Annotated in this window: 12 protein-coding genes; 4 read left to right on the forward strand and 8 right to left on the reverse strand. The window is 65.8% G+C overall.

The window, feature by feature from the left end:
- Window positions 1-5: 5 nt before the first annotated feature.
- The 3 genes from TP2_RS02365 to TP2_RS02375 all read left to right on the forward strand — a co-directional run bounded on the left by TP2_RS02365 (window position 6) and on the right by TP2_RS02375 (window position 3418).
- The gene (locus tag TP2_RS02365; protein ID WP_038072882.1) at window positions 6-1253 is read left to right on the forward strand and encodes a P-loop NTPase family protein; all 1248 of its coding nucleotides are present in this window, start codon (window positions 6-8) and stop codon (window positions 1251-1253) included.
- A gap of 134 nt (window positions 1254-1387) precedes the next feature.
- Window positions 1388-1696: a hypothetical protein gene (locus TP2_RS02370; protein WP_038072883.1), complete on the forward strand. Its 309-nt coding sequence runs from the start codon at window positions 1388-1390 to the stop codon at window positions 1694-1696.
- A gap of 201 nt (window positions 1697-1897) precedes the next feature.
- A complete protein-coding gene (locus TP2_RS02375) occupies window positions 1898-3418 on the forward strand; it encodes a bifunctional metallophosphatase/5'-nucleotidase (protein WP_038072884.1) in 1521 nt (506 codons plus the stop codon).
- A gap of 272 nt (window positions 3419-3690) precedes the next feature.
- Here the strand turns inward: TP2_RS02375 and TP2_RS02380 are convergent, their stop codons facing one another.
- Window positions 3691-4158: an Lrp/AsnC family transcriptional regulator gene (locus tag TP2_RS02380; protein ID WP_038072886.1), complete on the reverse strand. Its 468-nt coding sequence runs from the start codon at window positions 4156-4158 to the stop codon at window positions 3691-3693.
- Window positions 4159-4275: 117 nt separating this feature from the next.
- Between TP2_RS02380 and putA the strand changes: the two genes are divergently transcribed.
- On the forward strand, window positions 4276-7695 hold the full coding sequence (gene putA, locus TP2_RS02385) for a bifunctional proline dehydrogenase/L-glutamate gamma-semialdehyde dehydrogenase PutA (protein WP_038072887.1): 3420 nt from the start codon (window positions 4276-4278) through the stop codon (window positions 7693-7695).
- On the opposite strand, the gene modC is transcribed toward putA, so the two are convergent.
- The 7 genes from modC to TP2_RS02420 form a co-directional block, all read right to left on the reverse strand.
- Window positions 7692-8771, reverse strand: coding sequence for a molybdenum ABC transporter ATP-binding protein (gene modC, locus TP2_RS02390; RefSeq protein ID WP_038073384.1), 1080 nt, complete (start codon window positions 8769-8771; stop codon window positions 7692-7694). The two genes, putA and modC, sit on opposite strands and share 4 nt — an antisense overlap.
- Window positions 8768-9466 carry a molybdate ABC transporter permease subunit gene (modB, locus tag TP2_RS02395; protein WP_038072888.1) on the reverse strand — a complete coding sequence of 233 codons (699 nt, stop codon included), beginning with the start codon at window positions 9464-9466 and terminating at the stop codon, window positions 8768-8770. Before modB ends, modC begins: the two co-directional genes overlap by 4 nt.
- Entirely contained in the window at window positions 9463-10212 is a 750-nt protein-coding gene (gene modA / locus TP2_RS02400) for a molybdate ABC transporter substrate-binding protein (protein WP_038072889.1), read from the reverse strand. The genes modB and modA overlap by 4 nt, the downstream gene beginning before the upstream one ends.
- Window positions 10213-10383: 171 nt before the next feature.
- Window positions 10384-11460, reverse strand: a complete 1077-nt coding sequence (locus TP2_RS02405; protein ID WP_084713784.1) for a c-type cytochrome — start codon at window positions 11458-11460, stop codon at window positions 10384-10386.
- On the reverse strand, window positions 11450-12742 hold the full coding sequence (locus tag TP2_RS17830; RefSeq protein WP_169739496.1) for a c-type cytochrome: 1293 nt from the start codon (window positions 12740-12742) through the stop codon (window positions 11450-11452). Before TP2_RS17830 ends, TP2_RS02405 begins: the two co-directional genes overlap by 11 nt.
- A 16-nt stretch (window positions 12743-12758) precedes the next feature.
- Window positions 12759-13412: a cbb3-type cytochrome c oxidase subunit II gene (locus TP2_RS02415; protein WP_051692125.1), complete on the reverse strand. Its 654-nt coding sequence runs from the start codon at window positions 13410-13412 to the stop codon at window positions 12759-12761.
- The gene (locus TP2_RS02420) at window positions 13409-14983 is read right to left on the reverse strand and encodes a cbb3-type cytochrome c oxidase subunit I (RefSeq protein ID WP_240473688.1); all 1575 of its coding nucleotides are present in this window, start codon (window positions 14981-14983) and stop codon (window positions 13409-13411) included. The genes TP2_RS02415 and TP2_RS02420 overlap by 4 nt, the downstream gene beginning before the upstream one ends.
- Window positions 14984-15172 lie beyond the last annotated feature (189 nt).

Raw genomic sequence — 15172 nt, forward strand, 5'->3', positions numbered from 1 at the left:
AGATAATGCATAAGGTAAAAGGTGAGCCCACCGCTGTTCAGCCCGAGCGCAAGCCGGTCCGCGTGGTGATCTGCGGCGAGGTAAGTTCGGGAAAGTCGACCGTGCTCAACGCGCTTCTGCGCGAACGGCTGGTCGAGGATAATCTGGGTCGCGATCAGCGTCCCGTCGTCTATGCGAACTGGCGCGCGACGCCGGGTCGGGAACTGCGCGACGCCGATGGGCAGGCGGTGGCCGATGCCGATCCCGAGAAATGCGCCGAGGCGACCGAGCTGCATCTGTGGTCGTCCGCACTGCATCTGCGCGGGCTCGAGCTGATCGAGGTGCCGCTGACGCGGGCCGAGGATATCACTGACGAACAGATCGCGTTGATCGGCTCGGCCGACCTGATGATCTGGGTAACCATCGCGTCGCAGGCGTGGCGGCTGACCGAGAAATCTCTGATCGAGGCTCTGGGCTCGGCGCGGCCCGAGAATGCCATCCTCGCGATCTCTCGCGCCGACAAGCTGCGCTCGGATGCCGATCGCACGCGCCTGATGGCGCGGGTCGAGCGTGAGAGCGCGGATTGGTTCGATCGCTGTCTATTCGTGAGCGGGGCGCGCGCGCGTCTCGGTCAGGCGCTGGGATCCGATGAGGCTTTCGCGCGGACCGGGGGGGCGGCGCTGCTCGAGGCGCTGCGTGAATTGGGACAGGTTTCCGACCCGGCAGCCGAGAATGCAGCCGACCCGGACGCGCCCGAGGCGTCCGTTGCGCCCCGGCCCACGCCCGCTCAGCCGGGTCCCGGCGGCGAGGTCTTGCGCTTTCCCGGGGGCGAGCGGGCGCGTGACGTGCCGCCGCTCGCCTTCGACCCCGAGACCGATCCCGAACCCGAGATAACCGATGCGCCCGGGCAGGGGCTCGGCCTGCCCAGCGATTGCACCGCGCCATTGGCCCATGACGGGCTCGATGCAGGTGTGCTGGCCGCGGGCCGGATTGCCTTCCAGGCGCAACAGATCGACCCGCTGCACGGCGCGCCCGAGCAGATCCTGCGCGTCGGGCTCGCCAGCGCCGATCTGATCGCTGCGCTGCGCCATACCTACGGCACGCGGTTCGGCGATGACGCCCTGTCGGCGTTGAACTTCACGATGGGAAAGGGACGGCTTCTGGCGCGCGTCCTGCCGCAGGGCGATCTGATCTTCGCGCTGTGCGATCCCAAGCGGCTGAGCGAGGGGGCGGCGATGCAAGTGATGGGCCGGTTGTCCAAGGGCGTAGCCTGAGCCACGCCTCTGCGCCCGCGCATTCACTGTTTCCGCCCCGGCACCACTTTGTCCCCGCGCCATTGGTTGATCGTCGCGCTGCGCGGTCTCTATCCTTTACCCTTGGGGCTGTTGCAACGATCTGGGGGAAAGAGATGCCGGCACAATCAACCAAGAAGGGTGGCGAAGACTGGGGACCTTGGGTCCGCCATAACGGCAAGGGCTGCCCGGTGCGCGTGGGCACCATCGTCGAGGTCGTCTGCGAGGATCGTTTCGGTTTCACCATGCGCCAGGTCGCCTGCGTCGAGGGGGGAAGCTATTCGAGCTGGGACTGGACCCATTTCCCCGAGCTCAAGAAGATCATCCGCTACCGCGAGAAAAAGCCGAAAGGTCTGAGTATTCTTGAAGCGCGCATGAACGAGCTTGACCTGCCCGCGCGAAACGACCTCATCAAGACGCTCTGATCGCCGCCACCGATCACGGGCGTCTTCGCGCTTGCCGCTTTTGGCGGCGCTCGGCCCTGCGCACGCGCTTGTTAACGCAAGGGAGCCTCAGAAGAGGTTTGCGCCACCTTCCGAGATGGCTAATCATGGCCCCGCGGCCCGCGTCGCGCCATTTCGTCTGCGCGGGTGGAAGAATTCATAACCAATCGCAGGGAGACAGAAATGTCCGATTTCAAGCGCCGTCTCACCGCCCTGATGCTGGGGGCCGCGACGACCGGCCTCATCGCCAGCGCGCCGGTGCAGGCCGAGACCGTGAAGCTCACCATTCTCGGTGTCGGCGATATCTATAATTTCGACGGAGACGGCGAGCGCGGCGGTTTCGCGCGGCTCAACGCGGTGGCCAAGGCCGAGCGCGCCAACAATCCCAACACGCTTTATGTCTTCGATGGCGACATGCTTTCGCCCTCGCTGCTCTCGGGCATCGACGAAGGCCAAAACACGATCGACCTGACGAATCTCGTGCCTTTCGACATCGCCGTGCCGGGCAACCACGAATTCGATTTCGGCCCGGAGAACTTCGAGCAGAAGATGGCGGAGTCCAAGTATCCCTGGGCTGCGATCAACATCACGCAAGCGGACGGCTCGCCCATCCAGGGGCTTGGCGGCGTGATGATGAAAGAGATCGGCGGGCTCAAGGTCGCGCTGATCCCGGTCGCGCAGGACACCACCCCCGAAGTCGCGAATTCGGGCGATCTGAAATTCCAGCCCACCGTCGAGACCGCCATCGCCGCGGCCAAACAGGCGCGCGAGGATGGGGCGGATCTGGTGATCGGCGTCGTGCAGACCGATATGTCGAACGACCGCGAACTGATCGCGAGCCATGATTTCGACGTCATCATGTCGGGTGACGACCACCTCAACGCGATGTTTTACGATGGCATCACCGCTTACGTGGAGACCTCGATCGACGCGCGCTACCTGCAGCCGCTCGATCTGACGGTCGACATCTCCGAGAAGGACGGCAAGCGCAAGATCAGCTGGGAGCCGAATTTCCGCTGGATCGACACCGCGACCGTCACCCCCGACCCGGAATCGATGGAGCTGGTGAACGGCTTCAAGAAGCAGCTCGACGACAATCTTGGACAGGTCATCGGCACTTCCGAGACCGCGCTCGACTCGCGCCGCAACGTGGTGCGCTCGGAAGAAAGCACGATGGGCGACCTGATCGCCGATGCGCTGCGCGAGGCGACCAAGGCTGATGTGACGCTGATCAATGGCGGCGGTATCCGCGGCGACACCACCTATGATGCGGGCCACAAGCTGACCCGCAAGGACGTTCTGACCGAGCTGCCCTTCGGCAACAAGACCGTCGTGACCGAGCTGCCCGGCTCGCAGCTTCTGGCGGCGCTGGAGAACGGTTTCAGCCAGGTCGAGAAGGGCGCGGGCCGCTTCCCGCAGATCTCGGGCATGGATGTGGTCTATGACGCCTCGGCGCCGGCCGGTTCGCGCGTGGTCTCGGTCACCGTGGGTGGCGCGCCGCTCGACATCAACAAGGTCTACAAGGTCGCGACCAACGATTACATGCTCTCGGGTGGCGACGGCTACACCGCGCTTGGCGGCGGCAAGGTCATCGTGAACGCGGGCAACGGCAACCTGATGGCCAATGACGTGATCACCTATATCGAGGCGAAGGGCACGGTTGCGCCCAAGCTCGATGGCCGGATCAAGAAACAGGGCGAGTGATCGCACCTTGATCGGAGTGAGGGGCGGCGGGGAGACCCGCCGCCTTTTTTCTTTGGCGGGGCTGGTCGCCCGTGCCAAGGCGGCCGTTTGGAAATCTCCGGAGCCATGCCCGGATCAGCCGCGCAGCGGCCCGGGCAGCGCCCGACCGCCCCCTCGGGCGGGCGCTTGGGTGACGCAGGCGCGCGGATCGAGGTCGCCCGGATCTGGCTGGGATAAAGCGCGGACCACGAGAGGAAGGACGCCCACCCGGCGATCGGGCGCGGCCCTCTGGCTCACTCCAGCGGCGGGGCGCTCGCCTCCACCACCGCTTCCATCGCGACATAGCTCGAGGAGGAATGCACATGGGGCAGGGTGGAGAGTTCTTCGGCCATGATGCGCCGGTAATCGGCCATGTCGCGGGCGCGGATCTTCACGAGGTAATCGAAGCCCCCCGCGATCATGTAGCATTCCTCGACCTCGGGGATCGCCCGCACCGCCGCGTTAAAGGCCTTGAGCGCGCTCTCGCGCGTGTCGCTCAGCCGCAGCTCGATATAGGTGACATGGCTCAGCCCCAGTTTCATCGGAGAGATCATCGCGCGGTAGCCTTTGATCAGCCCGCTCTCTTCCATCTGCTTGATCCGGGCGGCGACGGGCGTCTTCGACAGCCCCACGCGGCGGGCGAGTTCGGCCACGGGGAGACGTGCATCGGCGACCAGCTCATTGAGGATTCGCCTGTCTATCGCATCGAGATCTTGGCTCATCGGCTTTCAAATCCAAAATAATAGTTCTTATCGCCTGCACTGTATAAGATATTTGTGCAAAACGCCTATTCGAAATCCCGTATTCTCGGACAATCAACCTGTCAGGGAGGTTTTGAGATGCGCGTTTCCTTCGATCAGTTCACCCACGAGGCCAAGTTTGCCGATGAGGCAGAGCTTCTGAGCCGCCTTCAGGCGCAGGCTGACCTTTCGGCTGCCACCCGCGCTCAGATCTCGGCTCGCGCCGCGACCCTCGTGCGCCGCATCCGCACCGAGGCCAAACCGACGCTGATGGAGCATTTTCTTGCCGAATATGGCCTCTCCACGCAGGAGGGCGTGGCGCTGATGTGTCTGGCCGAAGCGATGCTGCGCGTACCCGATGCGGAGACGATCGACGCGCTGATCGAGGACAAGATCGCGCCCTCGGACTGGGGCAAGCATATGGGCACGGCCTCGTCCTCGATGGTCAACGCCTCGACCTGGGCGCTGATGCTGACGGGGCGCGTGCTGGAGGACGAAAAGCCCGGCATGGAGGGCGTGCTGCGCGGCGCGATCCGCCGCTTGGGCGAACCGGTGATCCGTGCCGCTGTCAGCCGCGCGATGAAGGAGATGGGCCGTCAGTTCGTCCTCGGCGAGACCATCGAGAATGCGCTGTCCCGCGCGAAAAAGCTCGAGGACCGCGGCTATACCTACAGCTACGACATGCTGGGCGAGGCGGCGCGCACGGCCGCAGACGCCAAGCGCTACGCCAAGGATTACGCCAATGCCATCGCGGCGATCGCGAAGGTCTGCAAGGACCGCCCCGTGGCCGAAAACCCCGGCATCTCGGTGAAGCTCTCGGCGCTGCATCCGCGCTACGAGGTCGCCAAGGAAGCCCGCGTGATGGCCGAGATCGTGCCGGTGATGCGCGATCTCGCCCGCGCCGCGAAGGCGGGCAACATGGGCCTCAATATCGACGCTGAAGAGCAGGATCGTCTGGTCCTTTCGCTCAAGATCATCGAGGAAGTGCTGTCGGACCCGGAACTGGCCGGCTGGGACGGGTTCGGCGTCGTCGTGCAGGCCTATGGCAAGCGCGCGAGCCTCGTGATCGACTGGCTGGGCGCGCTGGCGGAAAAGCTCGACCGCAAGATCATGGTGCGTCTGGTGAAGGGCGCCTATTGGGACACCGAGATGAAGCTCGCGCAGGTCGAGGGCCTGCCGGACTTCCCGCTGTTTACCACCAAAGCGGCGACGGATGTCAGCTATCTCGCGAATGCGCGCAAGCTCTTCAGCTATACCGACCGCATCTATCCGCAATTCGCCACCCATAACGCCCATTCGGTCGCGGCGATCCTCGAGATGGCCGAGGGCCGTCCGTTCGAATTCCAGCGCCTGCACGGGATGGGCGAGCGTCTGCACGAGATTGTCCACCGCGAAGAGGGCACCCGCTGTCGCATCTACGCCCCCGTCGGCGCCCATCGCGACCTGCTGGCCTATCTGGTGCGCCGCCTGCTGGAAAACGGCGCGAATTCCTCCTTCGTTCACCAGATCGTCGACGAGGACGTGGCGCCCGAGACGATCGCGGAAGACCCGTTCGTGCAGCTGGCGAAGGCGGAACGCTCGGTGATGCTGCACCACCCGTCGCGGATTTTCGGCGCGGGGCGCATCAACTCGGCCGGGTTCGACCTGACCGATGAAGAGACGCTCGCCCGGATCGAGGCCGCGCGCGACGTGGCAATCCCGGATGCCGGGCCGCTGGTCGCGGGCGAAGCGTCGGGTCAGACGGTCGCGGTGCGCAACCCGGCAACGGGTGAAGACCTGGCGAAGGTCACCGAGGCCGACGCGGCCTGCGTGGCCTCCGCCATTGATGCCGCCCGCGCCTGGCAGGCGCCGGTCTCGGAGCGCGCGGCGATCCTGCGCCGGGTGGCCGATCTCTATGAAGAGAATTTCGGGCCGTTCTTTGCCGTGCTGGCCAAGGAAGCGGGCAAGAGTCAGCTCGATGCCGTGGGTGAGCTGCGCGAAGCCGTTGATTTCCTGCGCTATTACGCGGCGCAGGCCGAGGAACAAGACCCCATCCCGCGCGGTATCTTCGCCGCGATCAGCCCGTGGAACTTCCCGCTGGCGATCTTCACCGGGCAGATCTCGGCGGCGCTGGCCGCGGGCAATGGCGTGATCGCGAAACCGGCCGAGCAGACCCCGCTCGTGGCCGCCATCGCCGTGCGTCTGATGCATGAGGCGGGCGTGCCGCGCGACGTGCTGCAGCTTCTGCCGGGGCAGGGCGAGACGGTCGGCGCGGCGCTGACCTCCAACCCGAAAATTGCGGGCGTGGCCTTCACCGGCTCGACCGAGACCGCGAAAATGATCCGCCGCGCGATGGCCGAAAACCTCGACCCGCACGCGCCGCTGATCGCGGAAACCGGCGGGTTGAACGCGATGATCGTGGACTCGACCGCGCTGCCCGAACAGGCGACGCGCGACATCATCGCCTCGGCTTTCCAATCTGCGGGTCAGCGCTGTTCGGCGCTGCGCTGTCTTTACGTGCAGGAGGACGTGGCGGACGGGCTGATCGCGATGATCAAGGGCGCGATGGACGAGCTGTCGCTTGGCGATCCGTGGGTCCTCTCGACCGATGTGGGCCCGGTGATCGACGCCGAGGCGCAGGCCGATATCGCGGAGTATATCGCGAAGGCCGAGGCGGAGGGCCGCGTGCTGCACAAGCTCGACGCCCCCGCGCAGGGCCATTTCATCGCGCCGACGCTGATAAAGGTTTCGGGCATCGCCGATCTGGAGCGCGAAGTGTTCGGCCCGGTCCTGCATGTCGCGACCTATCGCGCCGAGGATATCGAGAAGGTCTACGCCGCGATCAACGCGACCGGCTACGGGCTGACCGCAGGCCTTCACAGCCGGATCGACAGTCGCGTGCAGGAGGTGTCCGACGCGCTGCATGTCGGCAATCTCTACGTCAACCGCAACCAGATCGGCGCGGTCGTGGGCTCGCAACCTTTCGGTGGCGAGGGGCTCTCTGGCACCGGTCCGAAAGCGGGCGGGCCGCTCTATCTGACGCGCTTTGCTCGGGCGCCGGACGCGCCCTCGAAGGAGGGCGAATGGGGTCACAAGGCCGACCTCGACACGCTGCGCAAACGCCTTGCGAAAGCGGCGGCGAAGGCCGAGGCTGCGGGGCCGCTCGATACGCTGGAACTGCCCGGCCCGACGGGCGAGGCCAACACGCTGCGCCGCTTTGCGCGCGGGCCGATCCTGTGCCTTGGGCCGGGCGAAGCCGCGCAGGTCGCGCAGATCAAGGCGGTCGAGAAACTGGGCGGGATTGCGGTTGGCTCCGATGGTAAGATCGCCCCGGAAGTGATTGAAACGCTTGGGGATATCGCGGGCGTGATCTGGTGGGGCGGCGAGCCGCGTGCCTATGTCCAGGCGCTGGCAAAACGCGACGGTCCGATCCTGTCGCTCATCACGGGCGCGGTGCAGAAGACCGATGTCGTGCACGAGCGGCATCTCTGCGTCGACACCACGGCGGCGGGCGGCAATGCGGCGCTGCTGGCGGGTTAACCGACATCCTCCGAGGCCACCGACATCGCCTTGATGATCGCGTGGCAGGCCATTCCCTCGGTCAGGCCGAGGGCCGCGACCGAGCGGGTGGTGAGCCGCGCGAGCAGGTGGTCGTCGCCGAGCGCGAGCCGCAGGTAGACGCTCGGGCCCTCGGCGGGGCGGATCTGCTCGATCACCACGGGCAGGATGTTGAGCGCGGAGAGCCCCTCGGGGCGGTCCACGGCGAGGGTCACGTCGCCCGCATGGATGCGTAGGCGCAAGGGCTGGCCCGGCTGGCCCGAGGGGTAGGGCAGCAGCACCGCGCCGCCCGCCGTCTCGATCCGGGCGAGTCCGTCGGCTTCCTGCGCCACCACACGGCCCGAGATCACCGCGCCCGCCTCGCGCATTCCCAGCGCCGGGGCGAGGCTCGGGTCCGACAGGATTTCGCGCGCGGGGCCGATGCCGCGCAACTGGCCGCCCTCGATCAGTGCGACCGTGGTGGCGAGGCGTGCGACCTCGGCCGGGGCGTGGCTGACATAGAGGATCGGCAGTTTAACTTCGTCGCGTAACCGTTCGAAATACGGAAGGATTTCGGATTTTCGTGCGGCATCCAGGGCGGCCAGCGGTTCATCCATCAGCAGCATGCGCGGGTTGGACAGGATCGCGCGCCCGAGCGCCACGCGGCTCTTCTCGCCGCCCGAAAGCGAGGCGGGGCGACGGTCTAGTAGCGCGCCGAGGCCGAGCATCTCGACGATGCGGGTCACGTCCTGATCCGAGCCGGATTTCGAGAAGCGCCGCCCGTAAAGCAGGTTCGATTTCACGCTCAGATGCGGGAACAGCCGCGCGTCCTGAAAGACATAGCCGACGCGGCGCTTGTGCGGCGGCAGGAAGATCCCGGCCTCGGTGTCGAGCAGCACCTCGCCATTCACGGCGATCCGGCCGCGCTCGGGGCGCAGCAGGCCCGCAACCGCGTTCACCACGGTCGTCTTGCCCGCGCCCGAGGGGCCGAAAAGCGCCGTGACCCCGGCCGGCGCCTTGAGGTCGATATCGAGCGTGAAGCCCGTGTGGCGATGGTGCAGGGCGATTTCCAGCATCAGCCGCGCCCTCCCGCGATGCGTGCCGCGATGCGCCGCGCGAGCCATTCCGAGACCAGAAGGGCCCCGAGCGCCAGCGTCACCGAGACCGCCGCCAGCCGCGCCGCGCTCGCCTCGCCACCGGGCACCTGAAGCTGCGAGTAGATCGCGAGCGGCAGGGTCTGGGTCTGGCCGGGGATGTTGGACACAAACGTAATCGTCGCGCCAAACTCACCCATCGCCTTGGCAAACGCGGTGATCGCGCCGGCAAGGATGCCGGGCACGATCAGGGGTAGGGTGATGGTGCCGAAGACCCACAGCCGCGAGGCGCCAAGCGTGGAGGCTGCCTGTTCCAGTTTCGGATCGACCGCCTCGATCGCGAGCCGGATCGCGCGCACCATCAGCGGGAAGGCCATGACGGCCGCCGCCAGCGCCGCACCGCGCCAGGTGAAGGCCAGCGTGATCCCGAGCTTTGCCAGCGCCGCCCCGATCACCCCGTTCGGCGCGAAGCCGATCAGCAGCAGGTAGCCGGTGACGACGGGCGGCAGGATCAGCGGCAGATGCACCAGCCCGTTGACGACCGCGCGGCCCGGAAACTGCCAGCGCGCGAGCGCATAGGCGATGAACACCCCCGGTGGCAGCGACAGCGCCGTGGCCCAGCCCGCGACTTTCAGCGAGAGCAGAACGGCCTGCCAGTCGGAGGGGGAGAGCCAGCTCATTTCAATACGTCGAACCCTTGCGCGGTAAAGATGTCCTTGGCCTCGGGCGTGCTTAGCGCGGCATAGAAGCTGCGCGCCTCGGCACTGTCGGAGAGCCGCGCCGCGGGATAGCGGATCGGCGGGTGGCTGTCATCGGGAAACTGGGCGACGACATGCACGCGCGGCTCGGCCACCGCGTCGCTTGCATAGGTGATCCCGTAGGGGGCCGCACCAAGCGCCACCATGGCGAGCGTGGCGCGCACATTGTCGCCCTGCGCGACCTCCGGTTCGATGCCAGCCCAGAGCCCGTAATGCTCCAAAGCCGCTTTGCCGTATTGTCCCGCAGGCACCGCGTTCACCAGCGCCATCGCGAGCTTGCCGCCTCCCAGCAGCCCCTTGAGATCGAGACCGGGACCGATCTCGACCGGTTTCGCCTCCGGGTCATGTGCGATCAGCACAAGATGATTGGCCAGAAGATCTTCGCGCTCGGCAATGCGCCCGGTCTCGGCCACCGCGTCCATCCATTCGGAATTGGCCGAGATGAAGAGATCCGCCGGCGCGCCCGCCGCGATCTGGCGGGCCAGCGCGCCCGAACCCGCAAAGGAGATATGGGCCGTATTGCCGGTCGCTTGCTGCCAGTCCTGTGCGATCTGATCGAGCGCGGTCTTCATCGAGGCGGCCGCGAAGATCGTCACCTCGCCTGCGCGGGCGGGCAGCGCAAGGCTGGTCAGCGTCAGGGCGGCGGCGATCAGGCGGGGCAGGGACATGGGGTCTCCTTTCGATATGTTTGATGAAACATATTGCAGGGAGGGCGACGGGAGGCAAGCAGGGAATTAAGCAGAGGACTGAACGCCTGGCGGGGCTCTGCCTGCAAACCGCGCAAGGAAAAACCGGCGCATCGCTGCGCCGGTTCGGGTGTCACACGAGAGGGGAGCCGCTCAGCCGCCCGAGCTGTCGCCAGCCGCAGCCGGCGCCGCGGCCTGATTTTCCGCCGGGAAGCCGGTACCCAGAAGCACCCCGTCGATGGTCTGGCCATAGAACCCATCATGGCTGTGGTGCCATTTCTTCAACGCATCCTCGACAGTGATACCGCCCACCTGACGCGGATCGTTCGGGCGCGGGTGGCTATCGATGAAGGCCGCCACGTCCCAGGCTTCCTGCGTGCTCAGCTTGCCCGGCTGCGAGAGCGGCATGTTGTGCTGGATGAAGGCGGCGGCGGCATCGACCTTGTGCATGCCCGCGCCCCAGTTGTAGCTGTGCGGCCCCCAGAGCGGCGGGAAGACCTGCTTGCCGTTGCGATCCTTCTGGCCCAGCCCGTCCGCGCCGTGACAGACCGCGCAATTGGCCGCGAAGACCTCCTTGCCGCGCTCGCGCGAGGGCTCTTGAGCGGGCTTGTCGATCTTGCCGAACCCCGCACCCTCTTGCTTCTTGCCGATGGGCAGGCCCTGCGACATCCAGAAGAAATAGGCCTGCAGGTCGCGATAGACATCCGAGCCATAGGGCGGCGGCCCACCCGACGGCGAACCCTGAGCGTTCATCGAATAGGTGAAGCAGCCCTTGATCCGGTCCTCCATCGTATTCACCATTTTGTTCTTGGAGCGATATTTCGGATAGACCGGATAGGCGGCCCACATCGGCGCGGAATAGGCCTGACGGCCCGCGTCGAGGTGGCAGTTCGAACAGCTCAGGTCGTTGCCCACGAAATCATGCGCATTGGTGCCGGTATCGTTGAAGATCGCCATGCCGCGCCGCACCGACTGGCCGAATTGGTCATCGGGGATGGTGCTTTCGTCGGGTGGCGTGAAAAGGCCCGACCCATCCTCGGCGGCGGCTGTCGCGACGGGTTTCTGTCCGGTCAGCCAGCTCGGCGCGAGCCCGTAATCCACCGCGAGCGAGCCCAGCACTACGAGGGTCAGACCACCGCCCACGGCGAGGATCGCGCGGATCGTCGTCTGCCCGCGTGAGGGCTTGGGCGTATGCGACGGTGGCAGGTCGGTCGGATGTTTACTGGTCATTGGAACTCTCCTTTGCGGCGGACGCGGAGGTCGTCATCGCCACCATGTCGGCGGGTTTCGATCCGGGCACGGGCGGCAGCGAGGCGAGATAATCGGCCACCGAGCGGCGATCCGCATCGCTCAACGCCTTGCTGATCCCGGCCATCAGGCCCAGCGGCGAGTTATGCCGTGCACCGCCGGCCCACATCGCGAGCTGATGCGCCACATAGCTGGGCTGCTGTGCGGCGATGCCGGGGAATTCCGGCGCCACGCCGATGCCCGAAGGCCCGTGACAGGTGAAACAGGCCGGAACGCCGATCGACCAGTCGCCTTCCTTGGCAAGCTGCGCGCCGCGCTTGAGATCGCCCTGAAGCGAGGGCGTGGCCCCCGAGGGGCTGCTCATGCCCGCGTAGTAATTGGCCAGATCGATGATCTCGCGATCGCTCAGCCCCTTGGCGACATAGGCCATCGAGTCGTTGAAGCGCGCGCCTTTCTGGAAGTCGTGCAGCTGCTTGACCAGATAGGCCGCCGGCAGCCCGGCCAGACGCGGCACGGTTTCCAGCCCCTCGCCTTTCTCGCCGTGACAGCTCGCGCAGGACCAGACCGTATCGGTGCCCTCGTTGACGAGCTGCGCGACCAGCTTCGCGTCAGGCCCTTTCGCGGCGGGGGTCTTGGCGTCGGGCTGCGCGGGCAGGCCGTTGATCAGACCCGCCAGCTCGGCGCCGCCATTCCACGGATCCATATCGCCGCTGACCTTGCGGATATCGGCAACCTCGGAGGCGCTGATGGTCTTGGTGCCGTCATTGAGCCCGGTCGCAACGTAGGAGGCGATCTCGGAGATCTCCTTGTCGCTCAGAACCGAACCGAAGGCGGGCATCTCGCCGTCATAGCTCTCGCCATTGACGTTGAGCGGGCCACCGATGCCGCGCATCACGATCTCGGTCACCGCCTGCGCACCGCCCAGTTTCACCACATCCGAGCCATGCAGCGGAGGGAAGGCACCGGCCACGCCCTCGCCCGCATCGCCGTGACAGGTCGCGCAATTGTCGGAAAACAGCGCCTTTCCAGCCGCTGGATCGGGCGCGCTGACCTGCGCGGTCTTGGTTTGCTCCTGCTTGTCGAGCTGGGCTCGCGCCTTGTCGGCGACCTGCGTGGAATGGCTCGTCTCGACCAGCATGAACACGCCCCAGATCGCCAGCGCGATCGCGATCCAGTAGACCGGCAGGGGGATGCGCCGGGTTTCCTCGAACGGCTCGAAGGTCTCGTCGGGAAGCCGGGGGTCTTTCTTCATCTTGTCACTCATCATCCTCTCCCTCGGCTCAATTCGACGCCTTGGCGGCATCGGTTTGCTTTTGCTGCTCGGCGGCGATCAGCGCATAGCCGTCGTCGCGCAGACCATCGGCGGGCGGGGCGTATTGGCGCTTCATGCCTTGCAGGTAGGTCACCAGATCCAGCGCATCCTGCTTGGCCACGATCACGCCGGTCTTGGGCGCATAGGCGGGCGGCAGTTTCACCACCACGTCGCCCGGATCGGCCTTGTCCTTGTGCTCGAACAGGTACGGATAGGCGGGCATGATCGACCAGCTCGAGATCGCGCGCGGCTGGTAGAGGTGGGTGAGCTGCCAGCCCTGCGAGGGCAGGCGATCGCCGATATCCATCAGGTCCGGCCCGGTGCGCATCGTGCCGAGCTGATGCGGGTTGTCATAGGCATAATCGCCCGCCACCGAGGCCCGGCCCCAGCCACGCTCGGCATCGGGCGCCTGCGCGATCGAGCGCGGCTGCTGGCTGTGGCAGTACAGGCAGCCCATCGAGACATAGACGTCACGCCCGCGCGCCTCTGCCTCGGTGTAGGGGTTGAGCCCCGGGGAGGGCCCTTGCGCGCCGATCTGCATACCCGGTGCGATCACGAGAAACAGGGTGGCCATCGCGAGGATCGCGAGCGCGGTGATTGCGAGAGGAAGATAGCGGTTCATTCTGCGGCCACCATGTTGTCGGTTTCGGTCTCACGGGTCTTCTTGGCGAAGCCGAGCGCGATGAGGTTGATCGCCAGCAGCACATGGCCGAGCGTCATCAGCCCGCCGCCCAGCGAGCGGCCCTCGAGATAGGGTTTGAGCAGGATCACGCTGTCGGCGAACGGCTTGGTCGCATCGAGCTGTGCAAGTCCTTGCAGCACGCCGCCGATGGTCAGCGACAGGAAATAGACCGCAAAGCCGATCACGTTGAGCCAGAAATGCCAGGCGATGAGACGCGGGAAGGGGAAGTATTTCCCGGTCGCGCGCGGCACGATCTGGTAGATCGCGCCCATCAGCACCAGCGACACGAAGGCATAGGCGCCAAGGTGGGCGTGGCCCACCGTGTAATGGGTGAAGTGCGTGATCGTATTGACCGAGCGAAGCGCCTCGATCGAGCCTTGGAAAGAGGCTGCGGTATAGCTCAGCGCGCCGAACCAGATGAAACGCAGCGGCATCGATTCCTTCAGCGCCCAGAGGTTGCGCGCCACCGTCACATGCTGGTTGATCGCCACCGCGATGACCGGAACGAACATCATCACCGAATGCACGACCGACAGCGTCACGAGCCAGGTCGGGACCGGGCCGCCGATCAGGTGGTGGATGCCGACTTGCGAATAAAACAGCGCGAGCGCCCAGAAACCCACCAGCGAGACCGCGTAGGAATAGATCGGTTTGCCGATGATTTTCGGGATGAAGTAATAGGCGGTGCCCACGCCGAGCGGCGTCAGCCACAGGCCCAGCACGTTATGCGCATACCACCAGTTCATCGTGGCCTGCTCGACCCCGTGATGGACGCCGGGAATGTTGGCGATGATGAACAGGACCGGGAACCACAGAACAGCGGCGAGGAAATACCAACCCGAGACGTAGATGTGATGCACTTCGCGATGCTTGGTGGTCGAGATCAGCGGCGCCACGAAACAGGCCGCGCCAAGCGCCAGAACGATGTCGATCTGCCACGGGATCTCCAGCCATTCGAGCCCGTCCGTCCAGCCATTCGCAATCGCCATGACGCCTGCGGCCACACCGATATTCCACAGCACGATCCCGAGCTTGACCATCCCGACCATGCGCAGCTTGGTGTGGAAGATGCGCGGGATGATCCAGAATACCGCAGCAAGCCCTGCCTGCGAGGCCCAGCCATAGGCGACCGAATTCAGGTGCACCGTGCGCATCCGTCCGAAGGTCATTTGCGCCGCGCCCGACATCAGGTCGGGCAGGTGCAGCTCCAGCGAGGCCGCAAGCCCGTGGAGCGAGCCGTAGATCAGCCAGAACACCGCCGCCGCGATCAGCCACATCACGGGGCTGGCCGAGACCTGGTCGATCCCGCTCCGCTCGGTGTCGAAATGGTGGGGTTTGTCCGGCGTGTCGATCTCCGCGCCCTCGCCGGGGGTGAAGATCGAGCGCGCGTCATCGGCGTCGGGAGTGTGAACCTGCTTGTTCGCAATCGCCCAGATCAGGATCGTCAGCGCCAGAAGCGAGATGATGAAGCTCAGGGCGAGCAACAGGCCAAGCGTTTCGGTGATTTGCATGGGCTGGCTCCGGTTTCAGACGAAACCCGGGCGCGGCCGGTTTTGAACGATCGAACTCGTCACGGTCCCTTTTCTCCCTTGCCCGGTTCTACGGTTTCTTTTCACGAGCAACGAACGGTGGCGTGAACTGTTCCGACATATTCATATTTTTGCAGATTTCGGGGGCTTCCCCTCCTGCACAGCCGGTCG

Origin of the sequence: Thioclava pacifica DSM 10166 (assembly GCF_000714535.1) — a bacterium.
Lineage (GTDB): Bacteria > Pseudomonadota > Alphaproteobacteria > Rhodobacterales > Rhodobacteraceae > Thioclava > Thioclava pacifica.